General features: G+C 64.5%; 30 protein-coding genes and 3 tRNA genes. 10 read left to right on the forward strand and 23 right to left on the reverse strand.

Annotation, left to right across the window (positions count from 1 at the left end; genetic code table 11):
• The first annotated feature begins 22 nt into the window (after positions 1–22).
• Positions 23–469: a DUF7382 domain-containing protein gene (locus tag VI234_RS04325; protein ID WP_008307753.1), complete on the forward strand. Its 447-nt coding sequence runs from the start codon at positions 23–25 to the stop codon at positions 467–469.
• Here VI234_RS04325 and VI234_RS04330 read toward each other — a convergent pair.
• The 3 genes from VI234_RS04330 to VI234_RS04340 form a co-directional block, all read right to left on the reverse strand.
• Positions 466–1,197, reverse strand: coding sequence for a protein-L-isoaspartate O-methyltransferase family protein (locus VI234_RS04330; protein WP_008307752.1), 732 nt, complete (start codon positions 1,195–1,197; stop codon positions 466–468). The genes VI234_RS04325 and VI234_RS04330 overlap by 4 nt on opposite strands.
• A 62-nt stretch (positions 1,198–1,259) precedes the next feature.
• Entirely contained in the window at positions 1,260–1,883 is a 624-nt protein-coding gene (locus tag VI234_RS04335; protein WP_336329342.1) for a protein-L-isoaspartate(D-aspartate) O-methyltransferase, read from the reverse strand.
• Between the two features lies 1 nt (position 1,884).
• Positions 1,885–2,538 carry an HVO_0476 family zinc finger protein gene (locus tag VI234_RS04340; protein WP_008307750.1) on the reverse strand — a complete coding sequence of 218 codons (654 nt, stop codon included), beginning with the start codon at positions 2,536–2,538 and terminating at the stop codon, positions 1,885–1,887.
• A 110-nt stretch (positions 2,539–2,648) separates the two neighbouring features.
• Here VI234_RS04340 and VI234_RS04345 point away from each other — a divergent pair, with 110 nt between their 5' ends.
• Positions 2,649–3,062 carry a DUF1648 domain-containing protein gene (locus VI234_RS04345; protein WP_008307749.1) on the forward strand — a complete coding sequence of 138 codons (414 nt, stop codon included), beginning with the start codon at positions 2,649–2,651 and terminating at the stop codon, positions 3,060–3,062.
• 180 nt (positions 3,063–3,242) lie between these two features.
• Here VI234_RS04345 and VI234_RS04350 read toward each other — a convergent pair whose 3' ends face one another.
• Positions 3,243–4,196 (reverse strand): aminopeptidase, encoded by a 954-nt coding sequence (locus VI234_RS04350; RefSeq protein ID WP_336329343.1) that lies wholly within the window; start codon positions 4,194–4,196, stop codon positions 3,243–3,245.
• 191 nt (positions 4,197–4,387) lie between these two features.
• Here VI234_RS04350 and VI234_RS04355 point away from each other — a divergent pair, with 191 nt between their 5' ends.
• Positions 4,388–5,452: a type II glyceraldehyde-3-phosphate dehydrogenase gene (locus tag VI234_RS04355; RefSeq protein ID WP_008307747.1), complete on the forward strand. Its 1,065-nt coding sequence runs from the start codon at positions 4,388–4,390 to the stop codon at positions 5,450–5,452.
• A 3-nt stretch (positions 5,453–5,455) separates the two neighbouring features.
• Here VI234_RS04355 and VI234_RS04360 read toward each other — a convergent pair whose 3' ends face one another.
• Positions 5,456–5,947, reverse strand: a complete 492-nt coding sequence (locus tag VI234_RS04360; RefSeq protein WP_008307746.1) for a metallophosphoesterase — start codon at positions 5,945–5,947, stop codon at positions 5,456–5,458.
• A 111-nt stretch (positions 5,948–6,058) separates the two neighbouring features.
• Between VI234_RS04360 and VI234_RS04365 the strand changes: the two genes are divergently transcribed.
• Positions 6,059–6,313 carry a DUF7533 family protein gene (locus tag VI234_RS04365; RefSeq protein ID WP_336329344.1) on the forward strand — a complete coding sequence of 85 codons (255 nt, stop codon included), beginning with the start codon at positions 6,059–6,061 and terminating at the stop codon, positions 6,311–6,313.
• 198 nt (positions 6,314–6,511) lie between these two features.
• Here VI234_RS04365 and VI234_RS04370 read toward each other — a convergent pair whose 3' ends face one another.
• From VI234_RS04370 to VI234_RS04380, 3 genes are all read right to left on the reverse strand, one after another.
• Complete coding sequence (locus tag VI234_RS04370) at positions 6,512–8,353, reverse strand: UvrD-helicase domain-containing protein (protein WP_008307744.1); 1,842 nt, start codon at positions 8,351–8,353, stop codon at positions 6,512–6,514.
• 81 nt (positions 8,354–8,434) lie between these two features.
• On the reverse strand, positions 8,435–8,734 hold the full coding sequence (locus tag VI234_RS04375) for a DUF7521 family protein (protein ID WP_008307743.1): 300 nt from the start codon (positions 8,732–8,734) through the stop codon (positions 8,435–8,437).
• Between the two features lie 28 nt (positions 8,735–8,762).
• Positions 8,763–9,113 carry an ArsR/SmtB family transcription factor gene (locus VI234_RS04380; RefSeq protein ID WP_004515333.1) on the reverse strand — a complete coding sequence of 117 codons (351 nt, stop codon included), beginning with the start codon at positions 9,111–9,113 and terminating at the stop codon, positions 8,763–8,765.
• 132 nt (positions 9,114–9,245) lie between these two features.
• Here VI234_RS04380 and VI234_RS04385 point away from each other — a divergent pair, with 132 nt between their 5' ends.
• Positions 9,246–9,740, forward strand: coding sequence for a PadR family transcriptional regulator (locus VI234_RS04385; RefSeq protein WP_049942798.1), 495 nt, complete (start codon positions 9,246–9,248; stop codon positions 9,738–9,740).
• A gap of 275 nt (positions 9,741–10,015) precedes the next feature.
• Here the strand turns inward: VI234_RS04385 and VI234_RS04390 are convergent, their stop codons facing one another.
• Both VI234_RS04390 and VI234_RS04395 read right to left on the reverse strand, forming a co-directional pair.
• Positions 10,016–10,195, reverse strand: a complete 180-nt coding sequence (locus tag VI234_RS04390) for an HVO_0416 family zinc finger protein (protein WP_004515335.1) — start codon at positions 10,193–10,195, stop codon at positions 10,016–10,018.
• Positions 10,196–10,392: 197 nt separating this feature from the next.
• Positions 10,393–10,965, reverse strand: coding sequence for a YbhB/YbcL family Raf kinase inhibitor-like protein (locus VI234_RS04395; protein WP_008307739.1), 573 nt, complete (start codon positions 10,963–10,965; stop codon positions 10,393–10,395).
• 175 nt (positions 10,966–11,140) lie between these two features.
• On the opposite strand from VI234_RS04395, the gene VI234_RS04400 reads away from it, so the two are divergent.
• Positions 11,141–13,423 (forward strand): nitric-oxide reductase large subunit, encoded by a 2,283-nt coding sequence (locus VI234_RS04400; RefSeq protein WP_008307737.1) that lies wholly within the window; start codon positions 11,141–11,143, stop codon positions 13,421–13,423.
• Positions 13,424–13,505: 82 nt separating this feature from the next.
• On the opposite strand, the gene VI234_RS04405 is transcribed toward VI234_RS04400, so the two are convergent.
• From VI234_RS04405 to VI234_RS04415, 3 genes are all read right to left on the reverse strand, one after another.
• Positions 13,506–15,266 carry an alpha/beta fold hydrolase gene (locus VI234_RS04405; RefSeq protein ID WP_336329345.1) on the reverse strand — a complete coding sequence of 587 codons (1,761 nt, stop codon included), beginning with the start codon at positions 15,264–15,266 and terminating at the stop codon, positions 13,506–13,508.
• A gap of 260 nt (positions 15,267–15,526) precedes the next feature.
• Positions 15,527–15,898, reverse strand: coding sequence for a hypothetical protein (locus tag VI234_RS04410; RefSeq protein ID WP_008307722.1), 372 nt, complete (start codon positions 15,896–15,898; stop codon positions 15,527–15,529).
• An 82-nt stretch (positions 15,899–15,980) separates the two neighbouring features.
• Positions 15,981–16,970, reverse strand: coding sequence for a ring-cleaving dioxygenase (locus VI234_RS04415; RefSeq protein WP_049942792.1), 990 nt, complete (start codon positions 16,968–16,970; stop codon positions 15,981–15,983).
• Between the two features lie 137 nt (positions 16,971–17,107).
• Here VI234_RS04415 and VI234_RS04420 point away from each other — a divergent pair, with 137 nt between their 5' ends.
• Positions 17,108–17,635, forward strand: a complete 528-nt coding sequence (locus VI234_RS04420; protein WP_008307720.1) for a phosphopantetheine adenylyltransferase — start codon at positions 17,108–17,110, stop codon at positions 17,633–17,635.
• Between the two features lie 41 nt (positions 17,636–17,676).
• On the opposite strand, the gene VI234_RS04425 is transcribed toward VI234_RS04420, so the two are convergent.
• Genes VI234_RS04425 through VI234_RS04440 form a run of 4 tightly spaced genes read right to left on the reverse strand, consistent with a single transcriptional unit; the run spans position 17,677 to position 20,233 of the window.
• The gene (locus VI234_RS04425) at positions 17,677–18,489 is read right to left on the reverse strand and encodes an energy-coupling factor ABC transporter ATP-binding protein (protein WP_336329346.1); all 813 of its coding nucleotides are present in this window, start codon (positions 18,487–18,489) and stop codon (positions 17,677–17,679) included.
• Complete coding sequence (gene cbiQ / locus VI234_RS04430) at positions 18,486–19,277, reverse strand: cobalt ECF transporter T component CbiQ (protein ID WP_008307718.1); 792 nt, start codon at positions 19,275–19,277, stop codon at positions 18,486–18,488. The genes VI234_RS04425 and cbiQ overlap by 4 nt, the downstream gene beginning before the upstream one ends.
• Positions 19,278–19,280: 3 nt before the next feature.
• On the reverse strand, positions 19,281–19,595 hold the full coding sequence (locus VI234_RS04435; RefSeq protein ID WP_336329347.1) for a PDGLE domain-containing protein: 315 nt from the start codon (positions 19,593–19,595) through the stop codon (positions 19,281–19,283).
• A complete protein-coding gene (locus VI234_RS04440) occupies positions 19,595–20,233 on the reverse strand; it encodes an energy-coupling factor ABC transporter permease (protein ID WP_005537288.1) in 639 nt (212 codons plus the stop codon). The genes VI234_RS04435 and VI234_RS04440 overlap by 1 nt, the downstream gene beginning before the upstream one ends.
• A gap of 120 nt (positions 20,234–20,353) precedes the next feature.
• On the opposite strand from VI234_RS04440, the gene nikR reads away from it, so the two are divergent.
• Positions 20,354–20,764: a nickel-responsive transcriptional regulator NikR gene (nikR, locus tag VI234_RS04445; protein WP_008307710.1), complete on the forward strand. Its 411-nt coding sequence runs from the start codon at positions 20,354–20,356 to the stop codon at positions 20,762–20,764.
• 80 nt (positions 20,765–20,844) lie between these two features.
• Here nikR and VI234_RS04450 read toward each other — a convergent pair.
• Positions 20,845–20,919 (reverse strand) — tRNA-Ile (locus tag VI234_RS04450).
• 183 nt (positions 20,920–21,102) lie between these two features.
• Positions 21,103–21,175: transfer RNA gene (locus tag VI234_RS04455), tRNA-Asn, on the reverse strand.
• Positions 21,176–21,270: 95 nt separating this feature from the next.
• Here VI234_RS04455 and cca point away from each other — a divergent pair.
• Complete coding sequence (gene cca / locus VI234_RS04460; protein ID WP_336329348.1) at positions 21,271–22,707, forward strand: CCA tRNA nucleotidyltransferase; 1,437 nt, start codon at positions 21,271–21,273, stop codon at positions 22,705–22,707.
• Here cca and VI234_RS04465 read toward each other — a convergent pair.
• The 4 genes from VI234_RS04465 to VI234_RS04480 all read right to left on the reverse strand — a co-directional run bounded on the left by VI234_RS04465 (position 22,686) and on the right by VI234_RS04480 (position 26,193).
• Entirely contained in the window at positions 22,686–23,693 is a 1,008-nt protein-coding gene (locus VI234_RS04465; protein ID WP_336329349.1) for a histone deacetylase family protein, read from the reverse strand. The two genes, cca and VI234_RS04465, sit on opposite strands and share 22 nt — an antisense overlap.
• Positions 23,694–24,131, reverse strand: a complete 438-nt coding sequence (locus tag VI234_RS04470; RefSeq protein WP_004515366.1) for a histone — start codon at positions 24,129–24,131, stop codon at positions 23,694–23,696.
• Positions 24,132–24,186: 55 nt separating this feature from the next.
• Positions 24,187–25,653, reverse strand: coding sequence for a single-stranded DNA binding protein (locus VI234_RS04475; RefSeq protein ID WP_336329350.1), 1,467 nt, complete (start codon positions 25,651–25,653; stop codon positions 24,187–24,189).
• Positions 25,654–25,845: 192 nt separating this feature from the next.
• On the reverse strand, positions 25,846–26,193 hold the full coding sequence (locus tag VI234_RS04480; protein WP_008307671.1) for a hypothetical protein: 348 nt from the start codon (positions 26,191–26,193) through the stop codon (positions 25,846–25,848).
• A gap of 258 nt (positions 26,194–26,451) precedes the next feature.
• On the opposite strand from VI234_RS04480, the gene VI234_RS04485 reads away from it, so the two are divergent.
• A tRNA-Arg gene (locus VI234_RS04485) sits at positions 26,452–26,524 on the forward strand.
• Positions 26,525–26,563: the final 39 nt, after the last annotated feature.

The raw sequence follows: 26,563 nt of genomic DNA on the forward strand, positions 1-26,563 counted from the left end.
GAACCCGGGGCCACCCTGACCCATGTCAGATTCGCTGTGGCGCGACGAACGTGCTATCGAGGGACTGCCGATACGTCTGGTCATCGCGCTGGTGGTCGGCGTCGCCTGCCTCTCCGTGATGATGAGCACCATCTCCGGAATCGAGACGTTGCAAGTAACCGAGGTCGATGTTGAGCCACATCCCGAAGTGGCTAATCCGGGGACACAGGACGTAGTTGTCACTGTCGTCGACTCGAAGGGGTCGCCCGTCTCCGGCGCGACGGTGGTCGCGAAAAGCGGGACTGCAACGCTCTCGTCGGTTAAGACTGGCGAGACAGGGAGTGCAGGGAACGCGACCCTCTCACTGTCGCCGTCGCTCGGACCGAATCAACAGGACGGCACCGTCACGTTCGAAGTGAAACCACCGGCTGGGAGCAACTACGAGGACGCCCGCTCGAACACCGACTTGCTCGTCGTCGAGTCGCCCTAGCCGTCCCAGTCGATCCACTCCTGCTCCCAGCCGGCGCGGGACTGGGCTGCCCGGCGGGCGCGCTCGCGGTCTTCACGGTGGGTCCGGTTGCGCTCGACGGTGTCGGCCTGCTCGCCCTCGACGAGCATCGGCTGGAACGCGACGGTGCCGTGTCGCGTGACCGAGCCGTCGGCCTCCACGACAGCGAGGGACTGTTCACCGGTGCCAAGCGGCATCACCAGTCGACCGTCATCGGTCAGTTGCTGGAGGAGCGCCCGCGGCGGGTCGATTGCGGCGGCTTCCAGAAGAATACGGTCGTACGGTGCGTATTCGGGCAGCCCGGCAGCCCCGTCGCGACGGTCCACGAGGACGGCGTCGTAACCTGCTTCTGCCAGGTTCTGCCGGGCTTCGATGACGAGCCGCCGCGTGATATCTATCGCATGAACGTTGGCCGCACCGACGTGTTCTGCAAGCACCGCGGCCGTGTAGCCGACACCGGCACCGACCACGAGCACGTCGTCGTCTTCCTCGGGTGACAGGGTTTCGAGCACTCGACCGGCGGTACTGGGCGAGAGCACACGCGTGCCGAGGCGCTCGAACGGGCGGTCGGAGTAGGCCTGTTGCTCGCCGACGAAGGCCTCCCGGGGGACGGCACGCATCGCCGCCGACAGCCACGCGCTCCGGACAACACCCTTGCTCTCGTGTTGCAGGCTGTCGACCATGTCGTCCCGCAGTACCGCTGGGTCCATACCAGTATATTCGACCAGAGCTATATCAATGGCGCGACAACGGCGGCGTCTGTCGAAAGACCCTACTGGAGCGGGACGAATCGAACGCCGCCGTGGTCCTCGCTATCGAACGTGCCGTCGGCCTGTTTCTCCGCCCGGATGAGACGCTGTCGCCCGTCACCGATTGGAGCCAGCAGGATACCACCGTGGCGGGTCTGTTCGACGAGCGGGGCGGGGAACTCCGGCGCGGCACAGGTCAGATACGTCCGATCGTAGGGGGCGTGGTCGGGCCACCCCTCCTTGCCGTCGCCGGCGCGAACGGAAACGTCGCCGTAGCCGGTCGCTTCCAGTGTTTCCCGAGCTTCGTCGGCCAACGATGCATGGTACTCCACGCTGTAGACGTTCTCGGGGCCGACCAGTTCGGCGGTCACCGCGGCGTGGTAGCCACACCCCGTACCGACCTCTAACACCTGGTCCCCCGGGGACAGGTCCAGTAACTCGGCCATGATTGCGACCATGTGCGGCGCAGAAACCGTCTGACCCGACCCAATCGGGAGCGGGCGGTCGGCGTAGGCGTCGTGTCGCTTGTCGTCCGGAACAAACCCGTGGCGGGGAACCGACGCTATCGCCGCGAGAACGGCCTCGTCGGAGACGCGCTTGCGAAGACGGTCAGCCAGCCGCGACCGCTCTCGGTCCCAGTGGGCCATCCTACCACGCCGACCACGCCGTGGTCGACTCGTCCCTGACGTACAGTCGGTTGATGTCTTTCGCGATACCCATGTCGCCGTCGTGGTCCATGTTCTCGTGGTCGTAGCCGTGTGCGTCGTCGCGGACGTGGATCCCCTCGACGGTGAACTCCTCCTCGCCGAACTCCTCGGTCTCGCCGACGACGAACTCGTAGTCGCCGGGGACGTGGAGCTTGAAGCTCTCGGTCTCGTCGTGAGTGCCGTCCTTTGGATGCATCGTGACGTTGACCGAGACGTTCCCGACCGCCCGCGACCAGATAGTCTCGACGTCCTCGGCGGCCGCCTCGTCCTCGCGGCCGTCCGCGGTCTCCAGGCTGGTGATCCGCGCCGTCACGACGGCTTCCTCCGTCTCCAGCAGAAACTCCTCGCCGACGGACAGTTCTTCCTCGGCCGGGACATCGACCTCGGCGGTGAAGGAGTCCCCGTCCTGTGAGACGACGACGCTTCGCTTCAGCGTCTCTTCCTCCGGCAGTTGTTCCTTGTGGACGTGGTCGCAGTCCGTACAGCGAACCGTCACATGGCCGCCCGGCTTCAGCACCTCGTGAACCGTTTCCAGGTCCGGCGAACAGGCCGGACACGGGAGGGCGATGCGGTCGCCCGGTGTAGCGTCTGTCATATGCAGCCGTTGACTACGCTCCCGTAAATGGTCGTCGCCACGGCGCTGCTCGTGGTTCCCACTCGCACAGTCACGACGACCTTCTTGAGCCGCGGGACGAAACAACGGGTATGGCGCGCCGACAGAGCCGTACTGACATCGCAAGCGGTGCCATCATCGCCCTGACAGCCCTGGCCGGCGTGGCGGTCTGGTCGCGCCTCCCCGCCGAAGTCGCGATTCACTTCTCCGCGTCGGGCACGCCCGATAACTACGTCTCGAAACCGGTCGGCGTCGTTCTCATGCCGGCGCTGATGCTCGGAACACTCATTGTACTGAAAGGGGCGTTCCGCTACGACCCGCCGGACGTACCGCGGGTGGCGGCCACCATCACCGTCGCAACGATGGCGTTCATGAGTGGGATACACGGGCTCGTGCTCGCGTGGAACCTCGGCTACCCGGTGCCGTTCGACCTCGTCCTCGTCGGATCGCTGGTCTGGGCGGTTGGTATGGTCGCGTACGCGTTGAAAGCAGAATACGTAGACTGATAGCGGCGGTCGGCTGTCAGTCAGCGTCCGCTACTCACCGGTCTTTGTGGGAGTCCGTTCTCGCCGCGTGGCACGACACAACGCGAGGAAGTTCCACTTCCTCGCCGTCCTCACGGCTCCCGTCAGTCGCCGTTCGTCTTTGGGAGATCTACGATCTCCCCACGTTCGCGGCGTTACCGCTCACTCCACCCGAGGAAGTTCCACTTCCTCGCCGTCCGCATACACGGTCGGTTCCGTCAAAATCCCGTCCAGATGAATCGGCGCGTGCACGTCGCCGCCCATCGCATGGTCGTCGCCGATAGCGATGTGGACCGTCCCGCCGGCCTTCTCGTCCAGCAGGACGGAACCGACAAGTTCGGTCACGGCGACGTTCGTGCCGATGCCGAGTTCGGCGAGATTGTACGCGTCCCGACCGACCTCCTCGGCAGCGTCCTCGACCTGCGCGCGGATTTCGGGGTCGTCGATGTCCGTGACGTAGCCGTCCTCGACCTCGAAGGTGAGGCGCTTGCCGTCGAGTTTGCCGTGGGGGCGCATCGTCCCGTCGACGACGAACGTGCCGTCGGCCGTCTCCGGGGCGAGGAACACTTCGCCAGCGGGGAGGTTCGACATCTCGCCGGCCTCGTGGACGATACCGGTGTCCATGTGCCACTCGCGCGCACCGATACCGAACGTGATGTCGGTCCCCTGGGGCGACGTGACCCGGATTTCCTCGGCGTCTTCGACCTGCGCCAGCACGTCCTCGCAGTGCTGTTCGATGCGGTGGTAGTCGGCGTCTAATCCCATCAGGAACACGCCCTCGCTGATGCCGGGCAAGGTTGCAACGCGAGCGCCAGCCTCGTTAGCGTCAGTCCGAGCCTCGGTGTGGCTCAGGCTCTTGGTCGTCGGCGCGAGCACGACATCGGCAGTTTCCATCGCGCCAGCGACCGGCGCAGGCGGTTCCGCACCGTGTTGCTCGCCCGGCGGGTAGCGTACGAAAACGGCGTTATCGGTAATCTCCGCGGCGACACGGTACAGCGCCTCGCCGATTGATTTCCGCTGGTCGTCAGTGACGACGGCGCATGACTCGTCGGGCTGGAGGTTCAGGCACTGTTTGACGGCGGTCTCGGCGGGCGCACGAAGCGACGAGTTGTCCATACAACTGATTGTGTACTCCGACTGAATAACTCTTGATGGACTGTCGGCGTAGGGCGTCGAAACGCGCTACGTCTCAGTGTTTTCAGAGAGATGTGGTCAAAGCTCACAATCGCCAGAGGTACAACTATGTGAGTTAATTTCTCCGTATATTAATCACAAAGAATATACTCTCCCCGGAGATATGGACGTGTATGCTCCACGTGGGCATCAACGGCTTCGGCACCATCGGGAAACGCGTCGCTGACGCGGTGCGTGTCCAGCCAGATATGACAGTTGCGGGCGTCGCAAAGCGCTCGCCGAACTTCGAGGCAACTATCGCAGACGACCGCGGCTACGACCTCTACGCCGCGGACGGCCGCGAACCGTTCGATGAAGCCGATCTCGCGACGGCCGGTACGGTCCATGACCTCATTGAAACGAGCGACGTGGTCGTCGACACCACGCCAAGTGGCGTCGGCGCGGCCAACGCGCCGCTGTACGCCGAGCACGACACGCCAGCCATCTTCCAGGGTGGGGAGGACGCCGATGTGGCAGACGTGAGCTTCAACGCTCGCGCCAACTACGAGAACGCAGTCGGGGCTGACACGGCCCGCGTCGTCTCCTGCAATACGACTGGACTTTCACGCCTTCTCGCGCCGCTCAAGGAATCATACGGCGTCGAGAAATCGCGCGTGACACTGGTCCGGCGCGGTGCCGACCCGGGCCAGACCGGTCGTGGCCCCATCAACGACACACTCCCCGACCCCGTCGAAATCCCCTCCCACCACGGTCCTGACGTCCAGACGATTTTTCCCGACCTCGACATCGACACGATGGGGATGAAGGTCCCGACAACGCAGATGCACACCCACAGCGTCAACGTCACGCTGGAAAGCGAACCAACGACAGAGGAAGTCACGTCGCTGCTGACCGACGAATCGCGACTGTTCCTCATCCCGAAGACGCTGGGTATCGACGGTGCAGGGAAACTCAAAGAGTACACCCGCGACGCCGGTCGCCCGCGCGGTGACGTGTGGGAGAACTGTATCTGGGCCGAATCAATCACAGTCCAGGGGCGGGACCTCTACCTGTTTCAGGCGATTCACCAGGAAGCCGACGTCGTGCCGGAGAACATCGACGCCGTTCGCGCGCTCTCGGAGCGGACCGCAAGCGCCGAGAAGAGCATCCGCCGGACCGACGAAGCCCTCGGCGTCGGCCGCGGCCTCGTCGAACACGACGGCAGCCCACAGCGCGTCGACAGTCACGCCGACGACTGATTCTCACCCCAGTTTGTGGAACTCGACTTCGCCGGTGTCCGTCGACAGCGTCGCAACCGAGAACGGCTCGGAGGCCGGCGGAATCGAGATGCCGCCGGGATTGATTCGTTCCGTGCCCCCGCGCTCCTCGTAACCGCGTTCGTGCGTGTGCCCGTGGAAAACGTAGTCGTAGGTCCCACAGTCGACCAGCGCGTCGACGATCTCCCCGCTGGTCCCGTGATACACCGCGATGGTGTTCCCGTCGATGGTCAGCTCGCCCATCTCGCCGAAGTACGTGCCGAATTCCTCGACGGTAGACTGGACTGCCCACTCGCCGTCGTTGTTGCCACGAACGGCGTAAAACGACCAGTCGCCGTCGAACGGCGTCACCGAGAAGGGGGCGACGAAGTCGCCGCAGTGGACGACCGTCTCACAGTCCGCCTCCGAGAACGTCTCCACTGCGGCTTCGACCTGCGCGGCGTTGTCGTGCGTGTCCGAGACGATACCGATCTGCATACCGACGACGTTCAGCCGGCAGCGACTTGAACGTGTGGCCCTCGACACTGGTGGGACCGCCGTCGTCACACAGACGCGATGCTTTTGTTTAGTCACCGCCTACGGCGACCGATGGCACGGGGACTCATCGGGACAATCGAGCTGATGGTCGCGGTCGTACTCGCCGCGCGGGTCACCCTCCTCGGCGTCGATAACCTCGCCCGCGGCCAGACGGCGATCGGTGCGGTCTTTCTCGGGTTAGCCGCCGCCTTACTGATTATCGAGTGGGTCGCCCCCTCTCCGACAGATATCCCCGGCGCAATCGCCGGGCGGGCCCGCAGTGCGCTCCCCGGCGGGAAGCCACCGGACAGTAGCGACGACGACTAACTCTCGTCGCGCCAGCGGTCCGAGGTGGCTCTGTCCACCGCCGCCATGTGGTCGTGTTCCTCGACCGTTTCGGCCCGCAATTCCTCGGCCTTCTGGACGGGCTTCCCTGGAACACGCGCTCGAACGCCACGTCGAGCGCGACGAGACGAGGTACTACCTGGAAGGTGGAATCATCGACGAGGAAGGAAATCGGCGGCTTCAGTCGGCCGCGATGGTCTCGCTGGCGTCGTCGAGCAGTTGCTCGATGGAGCGGTCGCTTGGCTCGTTTTCCAGCAAGACGTCGATAGGGAGCGTCGGCGCGCCGTCGACGAGGTTCTCGAGCAGGACGAGTCGCTCGCGAGCCCGGGACATCCCGACGTAGAACACGCGCCGTTCGTTGTCGGTCAGCGTCGGGACGGGACTTGTGTGTTTCGTGAACTCGTCCATTCCGGGTACCTCGATACCCTGCTGGTCGACAGTCGCGGCCATCTGCTCGACGACTTTCTCGGTGAGGTCGGTCGCGACGAACACATGGTCGGCCTCGCGACCTTTGGCGGAGTGGATCGTCCCCACGCGGACGCGGTCGGCGTCCATCCCGGTGTAATCGCCGGTGAAGTACGCGTCGACGGTCCGCTCCTGGAAGTTGGTCACCTTCCGGAGCATATCGCCCGCAGAGGCCGCGTCGGGGAGGAACGGAACGTGCTCCCGGACCACGTCGGGTTTGATCTCGATGTCGGCGATGTCTTCGTCCTCGTGGGACTCGTCGATCTCTTCGAGCGCGTCGAAGAGTTCGTCACGTTCGCCCGTGCCGAAGGCGGAGTCGACGAGCATATCGGCGAGCCGGCGCGCTTCGAGCACCGTGAGCGGTTCGTCGGCTTCGACGGCTTCGAGCCCGTTGACGTACTGGGTGAGCCGGTCAGTCCACATCCGCTGGTCGGTGAGACAGGAGAAGGGGATCCCGTTGTCGATGAACTCGTCGATGAACTGGAACATCTGGTAGCGAGCCCGGAACAGCACCATCACCGTCTCGTCGGACTGCTCGATGGTCCGCGTGACGTTCCGGGAGAGGTCGAACATCGAGGGGTTCTGGACCGCCTCGACGCGGCCGCCCTCCTTGCGCGGATTGAGGTCCTTCTCCTGGCGTTTCTCGATGTGGCGGACCTCGCGGTTGACGACGTTCAGGATGCGCGAGGGGAGCCGATAGGAGTTGGGCAGCACCTCGTCCTGAGTGACGACTTCTTCGAGCAGGAGGTCCGGGTCCGCGCCCTGCCAGGCGTAGACGACCTGGTCGTCGTCGCCGGCGATGAGCACCCGCTCCATGTGGGGTTTCCACTCGTCGTAGACGTCGTACTGTAGCGTCGTGATATCCTGAAACTCGTCGATGATGAGGTAGTCGACGTTGGGGAGCAGCGAGCGCTGGGCGACCCGTTCGAGCATGTCGGCGAAGCCCGTCAAGTCGTTTTCGCCCTTGTAGGTGCGCCAGCCGCGGATGGCGGCGGGCACGTCCACGCGGTCGTCGTCGGTCGGCCACGTCGGCGTGTACTTGTTGCCGGTCTGGGCGTTGTCGTCGATCTCCGGCGGGAGTCGGACCTCCTCGTCGTCCCACTTGAAGGGCACGTCGTACCAGTCGGCCACGTCGCGGCGGGTCCGCTGGAGCCACTGGCTCGTCGCGATGATCTTGTTCCCGAGGGTGGTCGAGCGGGCCGACCGACGCCGGGACCCTTCGTACTCGTCCTCGTAGTCGATGCCGAACTCCTCGCAGAAGGCCTCCTTGTCGTCCTCGCCGACGACGTCGCCGCGGGAGAGGTTCAGCAGTTCGTACGCCTTCGCGTGCATCGTACAGACGTTCCCGCGGAGGGCGCGAGGGGACAGGCCGAGTCGGTCCGCGAGTCGCTCACGGATCTCGGCGGCCGCCGCACGCGTGTACGAGACAACCAGTACGTCACGGAAATCGACGTCGTCGTCTTCCAGCAGTTCGTCGACGCGGTCGAGCAGCGCCGTCGTCTTCCCGCTACCGGGCCCACCGAACAGGCGGACAACCTCGGTGGTCGAATCAGTCATTGAACATGTAGTGGGACCGCGGCCAAATAAACAACGTGCTTTACGGGGACGACAACTGACAGGCGCACCCGAACGGATTTCTCATCGGTACAGCGACACGTACAGCATCGCGAACCCGATGATGAACGGGATCGTCTCCGCCATCTGGAAGAACACGCGAACGATGGCACCGGTCTCGCCGGCGCTCAGTTGCGTGATGACACTGGAGATAGCGACGCCCATACTGATGAACGCAAAGCCAACGAACGCGTACTGGAGGCGTTCTGACGGGCGTTTCCTGTAGGCCTGAAAGCTAATCAGGGTGATCCCGAGCGTCAGCCCGAACACCACCATCCGCATCAGGATGAGCGCGCCGCGTGCGATAGCCACGCCGGTCGTCATGCAGTCACGCCTCCGCTGGAGAGTGAATTCATTCCGGGTTCAGCTCGTCCCAGAGCTGACTGAACCGGTCCGGGAGGTTCTCCTCCCGGTAGATGCGTACTTTGTACTCCTCGTCTTCGAGCGAAATGACCGTCGACTCGAAGTTGGATTCGTACACCTTGTAGTGGTTTCCGTCCTCGGCGACGAGCGTTCGGTCGGTGACGAGGTCGTACTCGTCGAGCAGTTCGATACGTCGATACACCGTCGGCAGTGAGAGGTCACACTCCTCCGCGAGTTCCTTCGCCGACTGCGGTTCCCGACTGATTGCGGCGAGCACACGGCGCGCGTGCTGGTCGCCGATCGTATCGAGAATCTCCTCGATGCTCTGTTCCTCAGCCACTACACCAAGATTCGCGTCATATTATATAAGCGTTTTCGAGCACTGTGGTGGTTTCACGTTCAGAAAACACTGCCCCGTTTATATCATGATAGCCCCTGTAGCACTCATTGCGGATTGCGTTCAGGTGAGACGATGTCCGGAGACAACCTCCGTCGCGTGACGACGGGTAAGATGCAGGGCCAGAACGCCGATGAGCGAGTGACCCCTCTCGGCGAGACAGAGCGCCCGGAATCGCATGACCCACCCAGTCGTGACGCCATCACGGAGTCGTTGGATCCGGTCATTGACGACGTCGTCGGCGGCGATATCGCGGTCGATGACGGCCTGGTCACACAGAGTCTGGAAGAGCTCCTACTGGCGATGATCGCAGTCGCCGATGGTGGTACCCACGGGACCGGACTGATGGAGGAACTGGAAGCCCAGTTCGGTGCCGAACTGAGTCCGGGGACAGTGTACCCCCGGCTACACGAGTTAGAAGCGGATGGCACGCTCCAGATGCACGAACTCGTCCAGACGAAGCAGTACGGAATCGCGGACGATGCGGCTGCGAAAGAGCAGATCGCAACGTCCGCGTACCAACATCTCGCGCTCGGGCTGTTCCTCCATGCGTCGCTCGATGCGCTGTAACCACCACAAACCGGTCCACTCGCCGACACACGACCCCCCAATCGTCGGCTACGAACCGGTCGGCCCGCCGACACACCACCCCCAACCGTCGGCTGGCCACACAAAGACTCCCCACTTCCTTTCTGCGCAACGTGAAACAGTCCCGACTGCTTGAGCCGTTGCTGTCCCGACACGAGACGTAGGGAGGCTCATCCTGGCAGAGAGCGAACTGTCGGTTCTGCGGGTCAGTACCACCGCTACCGGATGAAGGCGGAAGGGATGAAAAGGGAGTATCCTTACCGTACCGGTGTCCAGCCACACACCGAGCACTGTGCCGCTGTCGACTCGTGAAGGCCGCCGCAATCGGGGCACTGCTTCTTGTTATAGCTCTCTTCCCAACCACTCTGGTCCACGTCGTGGCCACGCTGGGAGAGGAACTCGTCGAACATATCGTCACTACTCGGTGCGGACGCCATACATGCTATGGTATATCACATCAGTATATAGGTTTAATGGTATTGTGAAACATTGCCATAAGTAACGACGCACCATGCGCGACGAGACGGTCAGTCACAGCGAGCCGTGCCACTCAGGAGCCGTACAACCAGGAGACAACATCAGATGAGCAGTCGTTCAGACGGTGCGCTGGCCCGGTTGTGTCCGGTACCACCCGTTAGCTGTCGGTCGCAGCCGGGTGGGTGTAGTCAACAGTGATACGGGTGCTTGCGATGAGCGCGTTCGCGATGGCCTCTGACGCCTGTTCCTGCTCTGTCCCACCTTCGAGAGACAGCTTCTCGCCAAGTGCGAACACCTGAAACCGGTGTTCGTACGGCTGGCCGGCCGGCGGACACGGCGGTTCGTACCCCGGCTCGTTGGGGGGCTGTGTTCCCTGTCGAGCGCCGCCGAGCATGTCGAGGGTCGGCTCGCGATGGAGGCCGGCCGGAATCCGTTCCGTCTCTGGTGGGACGTTCCACAGCGTCCAGAACACCGGCTGGCTAAACACGCCTCCGTCATACTCGGCTGTGACGGCGAGTGCTGCCGTCGGTTCCGGGACGCGCTCGATGACGAACGGCGGCGAAACGCCGTCGCCGTCACAGGTGAACCGGGCGGGAAGCTCGTCCCCGGAACTGAACGCGGGGCTCGATACTTCGAAAGCCGGTGCTGTGTCGTCCGACTGCCCGGTACAGCCCGCGCTCCCGACCAGTGCTGACGCCCCGAGCGTCTGGACGAAGTGGCGACGGCGCATACCAGAGTGGGAGGGATAGGTCGTAATCTGCCTTGTGATACCCCGCCATGTACCACATCAAATCCGGGGAGGGGACACCACTGGTCCCTATCAGGGCGAACATGTTCCCGCCCGTCGCCAGCGACTGAGAACGTCTTACCCCCTTCTTATTTTGGGGTACTGGAGTTCCAACCATATGGAACTCAAACGCAAAACGATCGCGAAGGTGATCGCCGCCGCGTTCGTCTTCAACCTCGTCGTCATGGGGGCTGGCGCGTGGATCGCGTATCAGGAAGCGCCACCCATCCCGGAGCAAGTTGTCGGACCCGACGGCGAGACGCTCGTCACGGGTGAGGACATCCGCGACGGGAAGAAGGCGTTCCAGAAGAACGGACTGATGAACCACGGGTCGATTCTCGGGAACGGCGCGTACTACGGCGCGGACTACACCGCCGACTCGCTGGAGTTGAAAACCCAGCATATGCGGACGTACTACGCCGAGGAGCGCTACGGGACCGAGTACGACTCGCTGTCGACGGCCGAACAGGCCGCCGTCGATGACGACGTGAAACAGGACCTCAGTGGGGAGTACACCGGCGGGAACATCGAGTACTCCGCCGCGGAGCTGTACGCCCACGAGCAGGTCCGTCAAGAGTACGTCGAGCGGTACCACGAGGGCAGCCACGAACGGGGCATCCCCGAGGGGATGATCGACTCCGAAGCCGACGCCCGGCAGTTCGCCGACTTCGCCATGTGGACGGCGTGGTTCTCCCACACCGACCGACCTGGCGGTGAGCACTCCTACACGAACGACTGGCCATACGAGCCAGCCGCCGGTAACGACGCGACCGGCGCGGCGATGACCTGGAGCGTCATCGCGATGGTGCTGCTCGTCGCCGCCGCCGGTGGCGGCATCTGGCTGTACCAGTCCGTCAGCCTCCCGGAACCGTCCGCCGGCGACCTCTCGGTTCCCGAGCCGGGCGACGTGAGCATCTTCCCCAGCCAGCGGGCCGCCCTGCGGTTCATCCCGGTCGCCGCCGGGCTGTTCCTCGCGCAGGTGTTACTCGGTGGATTACTCGCCCACTTCTACATCGAACGGGCAGGGTTCTTCGGCATCGAGGAAATATTCGGCGTCCACATCCTCCAGTTACTGCCTTTCGCGATGGCGAAGACCTGGCACATCGATCTCGGCATCCTCTGGATCGCCGCGACGTGGCTCGGTGCCGGGCTGTTCCTGCCGCCGCTGTTGACCGGCCACGAGCCCAAACGCCAGTCGACGTACATCAACGTGCTGCTCGGGGCCATCGTCGTCGTCACCGTCGGCGGCCTCGGCGGCATCTGGCTCGGCTCGCACGGCTACTTCGGCGACCTCTGGTGGCTGTTCGGCAACGAAGGGCTAGAGTACCTCGAAGTCGGGAAAGTCTGGCAGGTCGGACTGCTCGCCGGCTTCGGTCTGTGGGCCGTCCTCTCGATTCGGGGCCTGAAACCGCTGCTGGACCGAGAGCCGGTGTTCGGCCTCGCCCACATGATTCTGTACGCCGGCGGCTCGATTGCACTGCTGTTTACCGCCGGGTTCTTCTTCACCCCGGAGACCAACATCGCCGTCACGGAGTTCTGGCGCTGGTGGGTCGTCCACATGTGGGTCGAAGGGGCCTTCGAGTTCTTCATCGTCGCCATCATCGGGCTGACGCTGGTGTCGATGAACCTTCTCAGCCGCCGCAGCGCCGAGAAGGCGGTCATGCTCCAGGCGTTGCTGGTGATGAGCACGGGTGTTATCGGGGTCTCTCACCACTACTGGTGGGTCGGTATGCCCGACATGTGGGTCCCCATCGGGAGCGTGTTCTCGACGCTGGAACTGCTCCCGCTGGTGTTCATCCTCTACGAGGCGCTGGGCCAGTACCGGGCCATGTCGGAAACCGGCGGGTTCCCCTACAAGCTCCCGTTCATGTTCATCATCGCCAGCGGGGTCTGGAACTTCGTCGGGGCCGGCGTGCTCGGCTTCTTCATCAACCTCCCGCTCATCAACTACTACGAGCACGGCACCTACCTCACGGTCGGCCACGCCCACGCCGCGATGTTCGGGGCCTTCGGCTTCCTCGCGCTGGGGATGGTCACCTACATGCTTCAGCTCGCCATCAAGCCCGGCCGCTGGGACGGCTCCTGGCTCCGGGCGGCGTTCTGGTGCTGGAACGTCGGCCTGGCGCTGATGGTGTTCGTCTCCGTGCTGCCGGTGGGCTTCCTCCAACTGGAGGCGGCGTTCACCGGGAGCTACGCCGCGGCCCGGAGCGTGGCGTTCTACAACCAGCCGCTCGTCCAGACGCTGTTCTGGGCGCGGCTCCCCGGTGACACGCTCATTATCCTCGGGACGGCCATCTACGCGGCCGACCTGATCCGCAAGCGGTTCGTCCTCCGGAGGTCCGAAGACGACCCTACGGTCGAGGACATGGCCGTCGCGGAGGGCGTCATGAGCGACGACTGAGTCACCGCCGGTCTTCGGCTGTGGTCATTACAGCCGAAACACGGCTCGCCGACAGCAACGAGAAGAGAGTGAACCGACGGATCTAGACGGGGAACTGCGTCGCCGTCCCGGCGACGATGACCCACGTCACGAGGACGGCGTTGATCGTCGCGCCGACCCAGACCCGACCCGTCTTCCTGAAGAAGTAAGTGCTGACGAAGGCCACGATGCTGAGCAGGGCGACGAACTGCAGCGCCAGGATTGTCAGCAGCGGGTGGCCAAGCGGCAGGGGCTGGCCGGTCAGCAGTGGGATGTACTGAACCGCCAGCAGCACGACGAACCCACCGACGACGATGAGCCAGTTCGTCGCCATCGCGCGGCGGAGCGACCGGGACTCGCCCTCGGGACGGAGTTGACCGTGCAGGAGCGCACCGAGGACGACGAAGAAGGCAAACAGCGGCAGGAGATACGAGAAGCTGATCCGGAACTGCGCCGGGGACAGGAGTTTGATGGCGAACACCCAGATGCGGAAGTCGGTCTGGAACAGGAACGCCACGACGGCTTCCAGCAGATACAACACACCGACGGTAGCGACACCGGCCAGAACCGAGATGCCGAGCGTTCGTGCACCATCGCCCGTGTCAAGGCCGTAGTTCGCCAGCGACACCGACGGGTCGTCAGCGTTGCTCGTGTAGTGCCACACCGCGAACAGCACCGCGGTGATGACCGCGTTCCCCAGCGCCCAGACGATCACGCCGTTGTTGATCTGCTGTGGGAACAGCCAACTGAGGCCGACAATCGCCGGTGCAACGTCTTGCAACGGGAAGTACGTCACAATCGGTATCGCCGCGGCGAGCAGCGACGCCCCGTAGCGTTTCACGCCGGTCATCCCCTTCCCGTCGGGGTACTCCCGTCGGAGCCTGTCGGTCGGTGCCCGGTCGATGAGCAGGCCGCCGACCGGGAACAGCGACAGCACGCCGCCGATGAGGGCGACAAAGGTCCCAAGCGATTTCCAGTACCAGACCTGGTTGCTCGGGTCCATCTCGTCTTCGCCTTCGAGCGTTAGCTGGAGCCACTCGATGGACGCGCCGATGGCTGCGGTGGAGAAGTGGTCGCCGGGGTGGGTCGTCGCCGGTGTGTACAGTTGCCGTGCGGTCCCGTCCTCGACACTGCCGTAGGTACGCCCCTCCTCGACGGCGCTGTCCGTGCCGAACACCGTCTGGAGTTTGTCGCTCTGCTCAACGTCGGACGCACTCGCTGTCCCCCACATCACCGGGGAGAACTCGTCGTACTCGCTGAACACGACGGCGAGGTTCCGTGGGAACGAATCGGTGCCTTCGGGGGCGCGGTTCGACCCAGTCGATGACCCCTCGATGACCATCGATTCGTACCCGTCCGGGTGGGCCGCGGCCGCCGTGACGACAGTCCAGCCGCCCATCGAGTGCCCTTCGAGGCCGATGTTTTCGTTGTCGACGTAGTCCAGCGACCGGAGGTATTCGAGGCTGTCAGGGCCGCCGTAGCCGTTGTTGAACGCCGGCGCGTCCGAGTAACCGTGACCCGTCTGGTCGATGGCGAGGACCACGAAACCTCGCCTTGCGTACTCGATAGCGAACGGCGACTGCGTCTCCTTCGAGTTGATGTAGCCGTGAACGGCTAACACCCCCGGCTGTGGGGAAGCGCTGCTCGCCTCCTCAGGGATGTACAGCGTCCCGCTCATCATCGTCCCGTTGGTCCCGGAGAACTTCACGTCGCGAACCTCGACGGAACCGGCGTCTGTTTGTACTGTCCATGCGAGCCCGCTCCCGCTGAATATCAGGAGTAGCGACACTGCAGCTACGAACCACAGTCGTCTATCATCGTTCATGATAATACCACGGACGCAGGTGAGACACTCAGTGAATTAAACTTACTGTAAACTCCAAGCCAACGGTAAAGAATTGGGAGCGGCGCTGAAAACGGTATTCTAACCCGTTGAAATGGGGGACAGATTCCACACGCGTACTGGACAGTGCTCCGATTCCCACTTCATTACCAATTATTCGGCGTTATCAATAAACCGGTTTATCGGGCATCTACGGTCACAAATAGCCACTTCTGTTTCAATTACTCGCCCCATGGAGGAGGTTACGCGCCGCCGAGTTCGTTGGTCCAGAGGTGTTCGATGTCAGCTTCGAGATCAGCCGTATCGAGCGCTTCGACGCCCGACAGGTACTCGCGGGCGTCTGTGAGGTGCTGCTGGACTGCGGCCACGTCGTCGACCGACTTCGCGGCACAGAGCGACACCCGCGCCCGGTTGATTTCCAGCCGCTCCCCGAGCGCCTGCGTCACCGGGATGTCGTGCTCGTCGCCGAGCTGTGCCATGCGGTCTAGCACGCCTGTCGGGACTTCCAGCTGGGCCGCGAGCTCCCGGGACGGCAGATCGACCGTGATATCGGTCGTCTCACACTCGCACTCACCCCACGGTGCGATAACGTACTCCTGCCCCTCTGTGGACATATGACACGGAACAGTCCGGACACTCATATTTACTCACAGGCTAACAGGAAGAATGAAGCGGATACCGGTCGGTTCGGTGGCGTTAGTCGTCGGCTTCGGCGGCCGCTGGCCGGGGAATCGTCACGTCCGTGAGCCCCGCCTCGATTTCCTCGCGTCGGCCCTCGAACTTCCCGGGCAGCACCAGCCGGCCACCGAGGTCGTCAAGCGGTTCGTCGCTGTCGTACCCGGGGCCGCTCGTGGCGAGTTCGAACAGCACGCCGCCGAACTCCCGGAAGTAGACCGAGCGGAACCAGTGGCGGTCGATCTGTGACGTGGGGCGCAGTCCCGCACCGCGAACGGCCTCGCGCATCGACTGCTGGTCCTCGTCGGTTGGCGTCTGGAAGGCGACGTGGTGGACCGTGCCGTGGCCCTGCCGGCCGCCCTCGATAGTCGGCAACACGTCGACGTACTTCCCGACAGACCCCGTCGCGGCGTAGCGGGTCCGCTCGTCGCCGGGCGTATCACCCTGTACCTGCTCGGTGCCGACTTCCTCGAAGCCCATCTTCTGGAGCAGGTCCTCCGTCGGTTCGGGGTCAGCGAGCCAGAGCGTCACCGAGTGGAAGCCACGGATGGCGGCGTCTTCGGAAACGAACTCCGTCCACGGCTCGGTCGGGTCGTCGTCGGGAATCTCGACTTCGACCAGTTCGACCGGGAGCCCGTCCGGGTCACGGAACGGGAGGACAGTCTCGCCGAACCGCTCGACACGGTCGTCGTAGTCGACGCCGTACTCGTCGAAGCGGTCCTCCCAGTAGTCGAGGCTCCCCTCGGGCACGCGGAACGCGGTGCGTGAGACCTGTCCGGAGCCGACCTTCCCCTGTGCGTGGTCCTCCCACGGGAAGAACGTCATGCTCGTCCCGGGGTTCCCCGCGGCGTCGGCGAAGAAGAAGTGGTACGTACTGGGGTCGTCCTGGTTGATCGAGCGCTTGACGAGCCTGAGCCCGAGCGTTTCGACCCAGAAGTCCATGTTCTGCTGGGGATCGCTCGCGATGCATGTGACGTGGTGGATGCCCGGAGTAGGGGTGGCTTCGGTCATTGGGAGCAATACGTGCCGGAACTACTTGAGTGACTGCTGACGCGAGTGTTACCGGGGTACAGTCGGTGGCAACCGTTGGCACTGGCGAGTCATGCGACGGACAGCAGTTATATATGACACTGGTGGGACATTCGCGTATGGCAGACGCGGACCGGACAGCGATTCTCGGCGGGACCTTCACACCGATTCACAACGGCCACCGGGCGCTCCTACACAAGGCGTTCCAGACCGCAAGCCACGACGGAAGTGGCGACGGCCACGTCATCGTCGGTCTGACGAGTTCCGAACTGGCGACAGAGACGCGTAGCGACCCGGCACACGCGGAGCAGTTGGGTGCGTACGACGACCGCCATGCCGCGCTCGATGCCGAGTTGGGCCAGTTAGGCGAGTCATACACCGCCACCTACGAGATTCTCCAATTAGAGGACACGCAGGGACCAGCCGCGACGCGGGCGGACGTGGATGCGCTCGTCGCGTCGCCGGAGGCGAAGGCACAGCGCCGCGCCTACGAACTCAATCAGCAGCGGCGGGACGCGGGGCTCCACCCGCTGGAAATCCACACGCCGCCGTTCGTCGTCGCCGAAGACGGCACGCGGATCAGCAGTACCCGGATTCGGAACGGTGAAATCGATGTACACGGCCGCTTGCTCGACGCGTCAGAGTGAGAGACGGGTGAAGTGCCACAGTATCTCTGTGCGTCAGACTGTCACTCCACGGTATCCGGACTGCCTGTGTCCAACAGTTCGGCGGCCCCGTCGACAGTCAGTGGCACGTCCTCCGTTCGGCCCTCGAACAGTCTGACGACCTGTGGCGGGCGCAGGTCACAGTCCCGCAGCAGGTCAGTATCGGTCAGGATGCGGCGGGTGGGCCCCTTCGCGGCAATCGTGCCGGTATCGTCGAGCAACAGGACCCGGTCCGCGACGTGTGGGACGAGTTCGGTGTCCGGCGTCGAGACGACGAGCGTGACGCCGTCGGTCGCGAGTTCGTCCAGCAGGTCGAGAATCGTCGCCCGGTTCGCGGCGTCGACGTTACTCACCGGCTCATCGAGCAACAGTACGTCCGGCTCGACGGTGAGCGCGCTGGCGAGAGCAGCCCGGCGCTGTTCACCGCCGCTGAGCCGGAACGGCGGTTTCGACAGGAGGCCGTCGAGGTCGAGCCGGTCCGCGACTCGCTCGACGCGGCGGTCGACTTCCGCGCGGTCGCAGTCGAGCTGGGCCGGCCCGTAGGCGAGGTCCTCGCGGACGGTCGGGTTGAACAGGTAGTCCGCCGGGTTCTGCGTGAGGACGCTCAGGCGACTGCGAACTGTGTCGGCGTCGGCCGTCTCGCCGAAGTACCGGACCCGCCCGCCATCGGGGTCGACCAGGCCGCCCAGCAGTTCCAGCACCGTCGACTTGCCGGCCCCGTTCGGGCCGAGCAGCGCTACGCGGTCGCCGCGCTCGATGGACACGTCGACGCCGTCGACGGCCAGCGTCCCATCGGGGTAGGCGTATCGAAGGGCAGTCGCCTCGATGGCAGTCACGCGACCACCACCACGACAGCGAGTGCGACGACCAGTCCGAAGGCGAGGTCGGCCCGCCCGAGCGGTTCCCGGGGCCGTGTCGGGGTCGAGCCGGTGCCGCCGCGGGCGCGAGCGGCCCGCTGGACCCGCTCGCCGCGTTCCAGGCTCCGAACGAGAAACGAACCCACGAAGTTCCCCGAGTCGCGCCAGTTCCGGCGGAGATTCGGCTCGGCGACGGTGCGGCTCCGGCGAGCCCGGACCATGCGTTCGAGTTCAGCGAAGAAGAGGAAGAGATAGCGGTAGGTGATTCCGAGCAGCGAGACGGCAATCGACGGGACCCGGAGCCGGCGAAACGCCGCCAGCAGATCGGCGAAGCGGGTCGTCAACAGTAACACGGACAGGAAGCCGACACACGCGGTTACGCGAACGGCGAACGTGAGTACGTAGTCGACGCCGGCGGCCGAGAGCGGGAGCGACCCCAGCGAGGGGCCGCCCATCAAGAACGCCTGGGGGGCGACAACGACGAACGCGAACGCCGGCGGGCCGGTCAGCCGCCCCAGGAACGTACGGATAGGTATCCGAGAAATGGCCGCAAGCACCGAAGCGAGTAGGGCGAGCGCGCTGACGACTGCCAGCGTCCGCTGTGTCACGGTGAGCGCGACGAGCGCGACGATGCCGACGAGCTTGACCGTCGGCGTGACGGCCTGCAGAAACCCGTCCCGGTCCGGCAGGTCCTCTGCGAGCAGAAACCACTGGGCGCTGGCCGCGATGGCTGCGACGGTCCGGTCGAGCAGGTCTCTGCCGGCCATGTGCTACTGTCGCTGGTCGGTATCCGCCCCGAGCAGGCGACCGATGCCGGCACCGAGGAGGAGCGTCAGCGCCGTCCCGACGACGGCCGACACGAACGTCCCGGTCGCGCCGCCGAGGCCGGGGACGCCGTAGTCCGGGAACAGCGCGGTACCGACGGCGGTGGCGTGTTCCGTCGCATCGGTCGCCTCGGCGGCGTTTTCGAGCGGTTCGGCGTAGCCGACCTGCCCGGCCGCCCACCCGAACGCCGGTGCGAGCAGCGTCAGGACCAGCAACGCGGCGAGGGCACGGGGTAGCCAGTCGGGGCGATTCAAGGCCATCACGCACTCACCTCCGGGGCGGCGTTCGGTCGCAGGTCGGGGCGAGCGCGGGCCAGATAACGGTAAACCGAGGCGGTGATGGCCCCCTCGATCAGGCCCAACACGAGATGCCCGACGCCCATTATCGACAGCGTCGTCAGCAACTGGTACTGGAACGCAGAGGAGAGGCCGAGTTGGAGCGCGGCGGTCAGCGCGCCGGCCGTAATTCCCAGCCACCCCGCGACGAAGGCCGCGCGGAACTCGCCGTATGGAACGAGCAGGCGATAGATGGCGTAGCCGACGTACACCTCGACGACAGCCATGTTGAACACGTTCGCGCCAAGCACCACGAGCCCGCCGTCACCGAAGACGAGCGCCTGAATCGTGACGACAGTCGCGACACAGAGCGCGCCCAGATGCGGACCGAGGAGAATCGCCGCGAACGCGCCCCCGACGAAGTGGGCGCTGGTGCCCCCGGGAATTGGCCAGTCAAGCATCTGTGCGGCGAAGATACTCGCTGCGACGACACCGAGCAGCGGCGCGCGCGCATCGGAAATCTCACCGTTGACACGCTTGGCAGCGACGCTCAGAACGACGACCGCAAGCGCACCGAACAGCAACGCAAGCGGTAGATCGATATACCCGTCGGGAATGTGCATGCTACCCGGGTCTGGCCCCGGCACGGTAATAATACTTTTTCATCGGGCAGTATTACTGCCGACGAGTGAGTATTACCGAAGCCCGGATATCCATATGCGAGCCCCTCTCTATCGACACACATGAGTGAGGACCTCGACCGGATCAGCCTGACACTCCCCTCGTCGATGGTCGACCGACTCGACGGTATCGTCGACGACTGGGAGTACGCGAGCCGGTCGGAAGCCATTCGTGACTCGCTACGTGACTTCTTTGCGACCTACGAGTGGGAGTCCGGTGACGAAAAACACCACCACGGAACCATCGTCATCGTCCACGACCACCACGTCTCGGGCATCGCAGACGAGCTTCAGACGGTCCAACACGAGATGGCCGACATCATCACGTCCGTCCAGCATATTCACCTCTCCCACGACACCTGCATGGAGACGCTGGTCGTCGAGGGCGCGGGCGGCAATATCACGGAGCTAGCCAACCGTCTCCGGGCGATTGGCGGTGTCCAGCAGGTCAAGGTCGTCGTCGTGGACGAGTGAGTTGTGGGCGTGTGAGTCGCCTTCCCCTCGAAAATATGAGACTCCGACCGCATTGCAGACCGTTTTGCCAGTGGTGGACATGGGCCCTGCCGGATTTGAACCAGCGCTCAATCGGTTATGAGCCGATCGCTTTAACCAGACTAAGCTAAGGGCCCTCAGAATGGTGTTGATGAGTCCGCATCTTTAGCCTGTCGGGTTGGAGTGGTGGGGTTTCAGAGATGCAAGCGAGACAGGACAGAAAGACCATGCATCGCTTTGTGTGCATCGGTTCAGCGGCCGAAAGCCGACGCTACAGCGACGGACTCGCAGCGCTCGTCGAGTTAGGAGTGAAAGAACGACGCCACCGCCAGGGCTCGAACCTGGGACAACCTGGGTAACAACCAGGTGCTCTACCAACTGAGCTACGGCGGCGCGAACGCATCCAATCATTGCCAGAGTTGGTAATTAGGGCTTTCGTTTCCAGTCGGCATCGACACGCTTTCACGCACTTGTGCGCAAGCGGCGGTATGAGCGATGAGTTCGACGCCGTCGTCGAGGAGATGCGAGCACGGGCCTCGCCAACCGACGACGAGCGAGCGCAGTTACAGCGGGTCGCCGACGCGGTGATGGCCGACGCCGAGGCGGCCGTCGCCGACCTGCCGGTCGCTGCGGAGGTAGTGCAAGTCGGATCGACGGCCCGTGGAACGTGGACCGCCGGCGACCGAGACGTGGACGTGTTCGTCTGCTTTCCGCCGTCTATCGACCGTGAAGAGCTGGAGGAGTACGGGCTGACGGTCGGACACGAAGTCCTCCCCGATGGGCGTGAGGAGTACGCCGAACACCCCTACGTCGTCGGCAAGCGCGAGGGGTACGCCGTGGATCTGGTGCCCTGCTACGCGGTCGAGGACGCCACCGAGATCCAGTCCGCGGTCGACCGGACGCCGTTTCACACCAGATATCTGCAGGATCGACTGGACGACGACAGCGCGGGCGAGGTTCGGGTGGCAAAACAGTTCCTGAAAGGCACCGGCGTCTACGGGAGCGACCTCCGAACACGCGGGTTCTCGGGCTATCTGACGGAGCTGCTGGTACTCGAGTACGGCGGCTTCCGGGCGTTCGCCGAGGCAGTCGCGGACTGGCACCCGCCGGTTCGGCTGGACCCCGAGGACCACGGGAGCGAGACGTTCGACGACCCGCTGGTCGTCATCGACCCGACAGACCCGGAGCGCAACGTCGCGGCGGTGCTGTCCGAAACGAACGTCGCCAGGCTCCAGCACTACGCACGGGACCTCCTCGCCGAGCCGCGAGCGTCGCTGTTCACCGAGGACGACCCTGAGCCGCTCGTAGCGGCAGATGTCGAAGACGCTGTGTCACGGCGGGAAACAACGCCGGTGGCGCTTCGCTTCGTCGCTCCGGACGTGGTCGACGACCAGCTCTGGCCGCAACTCCGGAAATCCCTCGATGGGCTCCGCAGCGAACTCGACCGACGAGGGTTCGAGGTCCTGCGGTCGGCCGCATTCGTCGAGGACGGCAGCGGAGACGACGGGGGCCGAGCCGTCGACAGTGCAAGAGCTACCGCCGGCGGCGACAGCGGATCACCAGCACAGCGGGACGCCGTCCTGCTGCTCGAATTTGCCGTCGCCGAGCGGCCGGCCGTCGAGCGCCACGAAGGGCCGCCGGTCCACGTCCGCGAGCACGCGATCGGGTTCTTCGAGAAGTACGACGACGACCCCGAGGTGGCCGGCCCCTTCATCGACGGCGACCGCTACGTCGTCGAGCGGCCACGCGCGATCACCACAGCTACCGGGTTCCTGTCGAGTGATGCTGTCTTCGACGTGGGGCTGGGGCCGCGGATCGAGTCGGCACTGGAGGGCGGCTACGAGGTACTGGTCGACACAGAGATTGCAGCGCTTGCCGACGGTTTCGGCGTCGATCTGGCGGACTACTTCGAGCCGAAGCCCTGATCGGCGAGGTCATCGAGAACGTCGCGGGCATCGTCGCTGACGTCGTCGTCCGGCTCCATCGGCTGGTAGCCATCGAAGACTTCGTGAACGGTCGTAACCGAGTCTGAGAGGGTATCAAGTCCGTATCCGCCTTCGAGGATGATTCCCAGTGCAGCGTCACAGGCGTCTGTGAGCGAGCGCATGCGATCCGTCATTGCGCCGTACCCTTCCGTCGAGACGCGCATCCGTGAGATCGGGTCGTGCTCGTGCGCGTCGAAGCCAGCGCTGATGAGCAACAGATCGGGGTCGTAGTCCTCGATGGCCGGCGCGATGCACTCGTCGATCGCGGCGAGGTAGTCGGCGGTGTCAGCGCCGGGCTTGTACTTCACGTTGAGGTTCGTGCCGTCGGCGTCGCCCGTGCCGGTCTCCGCGACGTCGCCGGTACCGGGGTAGAGGCCGTCTTCGTGTATCGAGGCGTAGAACACGTCGGAACGGTCGTAGAAGATGTCCTGTGTACCGTTCCCGTGGTGGACGTCCCAGTCGAAGATAGCGACGCGCTCGGCGTCGGCTTCGAGAGCCGCCTGTGCTGCGACGGCCGCGTTGTTGATGAAACAGAAGCCCATGGCGTCGTCGCCCACAGCGTGATGGCCGGGCGGTCGGCCCAGAGAGAACGGTGTGTTGCGGCCGGAGTTGCCGTCAAGCGCGGCTTCCGCCGCCCAGACAGCGAGGCCTGCCGACGCGAGCGCGGCGTCCCACGTCTCCTCGACCGCGACGGTGTCGGCGTCCCAGTTCCCGCCGCCGTCGTCACAGAACTCGCGGAATTCCTCGATGTAGTCGGCGTCGTGGACCTCGCGCACGAGGTCGATGTCGGCGTCGTCGGCGGTGACGTACTCGACACCGTGGTTCTCCTTGAGCGCGCGCCGTATCGCTCGAAGTCTGTCGGGACTCTCCGGATGTCGCGGCCCGGTGTCGTGATCCAGACAGACCTCGCGGTAGCCGAAGTTCATTCAGTAGTACTGGGCGAGTTCGAAGTACGTTTCGACGTCAGCTGCCTTGATAGTCCGGCGGTCAGCGTGACGCGCCAACGTGGCGGCCGCGGCGGCCGTGTCGTCGGCGTACGTTTCGAGGAGCGACGCGAGGGCGACGCGGGCGTCCATTGCGACGCGGTAGTCGTCGTCGATGTCGAGCCGTGCGATGCGGTCGACCGGCGCGACGGGGAGTTCGAGGCCGTCCTTCTCCGGGACCTGCTCGATACCGAAATCGGCCGGCATCAGCGTCTTTCGGCCGTCCGTGGTGGCCTCGGTGGCTGCTGTGACGGCAAGCGAAGCGCCGTGGTCCTGTATTCGACGAGCCAGTTCCTCCGCAGCGTCGGCACTCACCCGGAGCCCGTCCGCGTTCCGCCGAATGACCGCATCCACCGGTGCGAACGGTAGCTCGACACTCATACCCAAACCCGGGAGTGTTGCGGTCTTAAGAGTTTCCGTAGCGTCGCTCGGCGACTCAGAACACGTCCTCAGCGTGGAGTCGGTCGTCGCGGAGTTCGCCACGGACCGTTATCTCCTGCCCTAACTGCACGCGCTCGCCGGTTTCGACGCTCATCGTCTGCTCGCCGTCGTCGAGCACGACAGGGTCGCCGGTCTGGACGACGGTACCGGTGAACTCCACCTGCTTGCCGGCACTCTTTGCGCCACCGTCCGGCGACGTGTCGCCGGTACCAGCACTGACTGCGGCCGCCCCGTCGCCGCTGTTGTCGGTATCAGCGTCGTCTGCACCGTCTCCGAAGGAGGACAGGCCAGCGTGTTCGGCGTCGGTCGTCTCGGCGCTGGCTCCCCCGCCTGCGCCACCAGTCGCCAGGTCCGCGCCGTCGTCGAGCACGACAATCGTGGAGTTCCAGCTCGCCGAGGCCTCCTTGTCGTCCTGCCAGCCGTCCTGGATTTCGACATCCGCCGCGAGCACTTCGTCGCCCGGCGCGATATCCTTGTCCGCCTTGTCGCCCCACAGTGCCACGCGGATGTCGCCCGTCGCGTCCTGGATGCGGACGTTCCGGACCTGCCCCTCGCTGCCGTCGTCGCGGTCGAACGTCCGCTTGGGGTCGGCCGAGCGGACGACGCCGGCGATGTCGACCGTCTCTTCGAGTTCGACCTCGGCGATGGGGTCGGCGTCGGGCTCGAAGGCCACGTCGTCTTCCACTTCGTCGACGGCCCCCTGGTCGCCGACGTGGAGTTCCAGCGAGCCGTCCCGCTCACGGACGTAGCCGTCGATTATTTCGACGGCCGCGCCCGCGTCGAGTTCCTCGGCGCGGTCGGCTCGGTCGTCCCACAGCGTCACCCGGATGCGCCCCGTCTCGTCGCCGAGTGTGAGATTCGAGACGCGGCCCTCGCTGCCGTCGTCCCGGTCGAACGTCCGGATCGTATCGGTGTCGAGGACGAGCCCGCGCAGCGTCACGTCGGACTGACCCATCGTCAGCGCGTCGATTGACGAGCCAGCGCCCGGCTCCACGTCGATTGTCGCGTCCTCGTCCGGCTCCGCCTTGTCGACGGACACCTCCAGCCCGTTGTAGCCGTCCTTCGGCCGACCCTTGACCCGGAGCACGTCGCCGACCTCCAGTTTCCCCTCGTCGATATCGACGGCCTGGCCGTCCCAGAAAGCGAGCCTGAGGCTGCCGCTCTCGTCGGCCGCCTCGACGTTGATGACCCGGCCGTCCTCGTCCTCCTCGTCGCGTTCGAAGGTCTTCAGGTCGCCGACGGCCATCACTTTGGCGAGGAACTTCACCTCGTCCATCCCGGGTTCGATATCGGCGATGGCGTTGACCTCGTTCTCGTTGAGCTCGTGGGCCAACAGCATCGCGGCCGTCTCCTCATCGGCGAGCCCGCCCATCTGCTCGACCTTCTCCTCGACGGCCTCGCGGAACTCCTCCTCGGGGACGTCCGTCTCTAAGTCCTCGTAAATGTCCTCTATCGCACCCATCTATCTATGGGACGCTGGGCTGGGGCGCGCTTAAGCGTTGTCGTTGGGCGAGCGAACGGCCGCTGTCGGTCGATTTCGGTGGTCTCCCGTCCATTACTCGAAGGTGGTCACGGGATGGGATATAAACCCTCGTCCGCGGGTCCGACAGCGGGCACTGTTATGCCACCGTGTTGAGAGGGTCGTGGGCAGCCGTTAGCGTGTCGCTGTTGTCACAGGGCTCTGGCCGTCGCCGGTGTCGTGCGACACAGACACCGTACCGGGGAGCCCGTTCTCAAACGTCGCCGTCGCCCGGTAGTTGATTTCCATAATGGCCTGCGTACACACATCGCCAGCGTCCGGTTTATCTTTCGTCCCAACACTGATGTGCAGTTCATCGACACTCGAATCGTACGTAACGTCTGTTAGGTCGGCCGTTTTGCACCCGTCAGATCCCCAGATAGTGCCTTCGACGACGACTTGATCGCCGTCGAAAGCCACCGTTGCCGAACTCGTCTGTGACCCGGACTGTCGCTGGGTGACGCTGAATGTTGTCTCGTTCACACTCGGGGTTTCACTCGCGCCCTCTGTGGATGTTTCCCCGCTACCGGGCGCCCCACCAAAGCAGCCAGCGAGCGCTATTGAACAACCGAGACCACCGTATCGTAGGAGTTGTCGCCGCTTCATATTCGCCCGAATGTAGTCCAGTTGAAAGATACTCCCGGTCGCTCAAACCAGCGTTGTAGCGAAGTGTGCCTACTCGTCGCGTGACGGCACGCGAACCGTCACCCTTTTTAGGTGCACCACCCTCTCTGGAAATGAGTCCGGATAGGGTAGTGGACTATCCTCTTGGCTTGCGGAGCCAGGGACCGGAGTTCAAATCTCCGTCCGGACGTTCACTCCGTTCACGACTGGACGTGCTCCACGCTCGCGA

This window comes from Haloarcula sp. CGMCC 1.2071 (assembly GCF_037078445.1).
Classification (GTDB): domain Archaea; phylum Halobacteriota; class Halobacteria; order Halobacteriales; family Haloarculaceae; genus Haloarcula; species Haloarcula amylolytica.

What these genes read in the sequence shown, in the direction of transcription:
- VI234_RS04325 (WP_008307753.1), top strand. Translation starts at nt 23, where the DNA reads ATGTCAGATTCGCTGTGGCGCGACGAACGTGCTATCGAGGGACTGCCG.
- VI234_RS04330 (WP_008307752.1), bottom strand. Translation starts at nt 1,197, where the DNA reads ATGGACCCAGCGGTACTGCGGGACGACATGGTCGACAGCCTGCAACAC.
- VI234_RS04335 (WP_336329342.1), bottom strand. Translation starts at nt 1,883, where the DNA reads ATGGCCCACTGGGACCGAGAGCGGTCGCGGCTGGCTGACCGTCTTCGC.
- VI234_RS04340 (WP_008307750.1), bottom strand. Translation starts at nt 2,538, where the DNA reads ATGACAGACGCTACACCGGGCGACCGCATCGCCCTCCCGTGTCCGGCC.
- VI234_RS04345 (WP_008307749.1), top strand. Translation starts at nt 2,649, where the DNA reads ATGGCGCGCCGACAGAGCCGTACTGACATCGCAAGCGGTGCCATCATC.
- VI234_RS04350 (WP_336329343.1), bottom strand. Translation starts at nt 4,196, where the DNA reads ATGGACAACTCGTCGCTTCGTGCGCCCGCCGAGACCGCCGTCAAACAG.
- VI234_RS04355 (WP_008307747.1), top strand. Translation starts at nt 4,388, where the DNA reads ATGCTCCACGTGGGCATCAACGGCTTCGGCACCATCGGGAAACGCGTC.
- VI234_RS04360 (WP_008307746.1), bottom strand. Translation starts at nt 5,947, where the DNA reads ATGCAGATCGGTATCGTCTCGGACACGCACGACAACGCCGCGCAGGTC.
- VI234_RS04365 (WP_336329344.1), top strand. Translation starts at nt 6,059, where the DNA reads ATGGCACGGGGACTCATCGGGACAATCGAGCTGATGGTCGCGGTCGTA.
- VI234_RS04370 (WP_008307744.1), bottom strand. Translation starts at nt 8,353, where the DNA reads ATGACTGATTCGACCACCGAGGTTGTCCGCCTGTTCGGTGGGCCCGGT.
- VI234_RS04375 (WP_008307743.1), bottom strand. Translation starts at nt 8,734, where the DNA reads ATGACGACCGGCGTGGCTATCGCACGCGGCGCGCTCATCCTGATGCGG.
- VI234_RS04385 (WP_049942798.1), top strand. Translation starts at nt 9,246, where the DNA reads ATGTCCGGAGACAACCTCCGTCGCGTGACGACGGGTAAGATGCAGGGC.
- VI234_RS04390 (WP_004515335.1), bottom strand. Translation starts at nt 10,195, where the DNA reads ATGGCGTCCGCACCGAGTAGTGACGATATGTTCGACGAGTTCCTCTCC.
- VI234_RS04395 (WP_008307739.1), bottom strand. Translation starts at nt 10,965, where the DNA reads ATGCGCCGTCGCCACTTCGTCCAGACGCTCGGGGCGTCAGCACTGGTC.
- VI234_RS04400 (WP_008307737.1), top strand. Translation starts at nt 11,141, where the DNA reads ATGGAACTCAAACGCAAAACGATCGCGAAGGTGATCGCCGCCGCGTTC.
- VI234_RS04405 (WP_336329345.1), bottom strand. Translation starts at nt 15,266, where the DNA reads ATGAACGATGATAGACGACTGTGGTTCGTAGCTGCAGTGTCGCTACTC.
- VI234_RS04410 (WP_008307722.1), bottom strand. Translation starts at nt 15,898, where the DNA reads ATGTCCACAGAGGGGCAGGAGTACGTTATCGCACCGTGGGGTGAGTGC.
- VI234_RS04415 (WP_049942792.1), bottom strand. Translation starts at nt 16,970, where the DNA reads ATGACCGAAGCCACCCCTACTCCGGGCATCCACCACGTCACATGCATC.
- VI234_RS04420 (WP_008307720.1), top strand. Translation starts at nt 17,108, where the DNA reads ATGGCAGACGCGGACCGGACAGCGATTCTCGGCGGGACCTTCACACCG.
- cbiQ (WP_008307718.1), bottom strand. Translation starts at nt 19,277, where the DNA reads ATGGCCGGCAGAGACCTGCTCGACCGGACCGTCGCAGCCATCGCGGCC.
- VI234_RS04435 (WP_336329347.1), bottom strand. Translation starts at nt 19,595, where the DNA reads ATGGCCTTGAATCGCCCCGACTGGCTACCCCGTGCCCTCGCCGCGTTG.
- VI234_RS04440 (WP_005537288.1), bottom strand. Translation starts at nt 20,233, where the DNA reads ATGCACATTCCCGACGGGTATATCGATCTACCGCTTGCGTTGCTGTTC.
- nikR (WP_008307710.1), top strand. Translation starts at nt 20,354, where the DNA reads ATGAGTGAGGACCTCGACCGGATCAGCCTGACACTCCCCTCGTCGATG.
- cca (WP_336329348.1), top strand. Translation starts at nt 21,271, where the DNA reads ATGAGCGATGAGTTCGACGCCGTCGTCGAGGAGATGCGAGCACGGGCC.
- VI234_RS04465 (WP_336329349.1), bottom strand. Translation starts at nt 23,693, where the DNA reads ATGAACTTCGGCTACCGCGAGGTCTGTCTGGATCACGACACCGGGCCG.
- VI234_RS04470 (WP_004515366.1), bottom strand. Translation starts at nt 24,131, where the DNA reads ATGAGTGTCGAGCTACCGTTCGCACCGGTGGATGCGGTCATTCGGCGG.
- VI234_RS04475 (WP_336329350.1), bottom strand. Translation starts at nt 25,653, where the DNA reads ATGGGTGCGATAGAGGACATTTACGAGGACTTAGAGACGGACGTCCCC.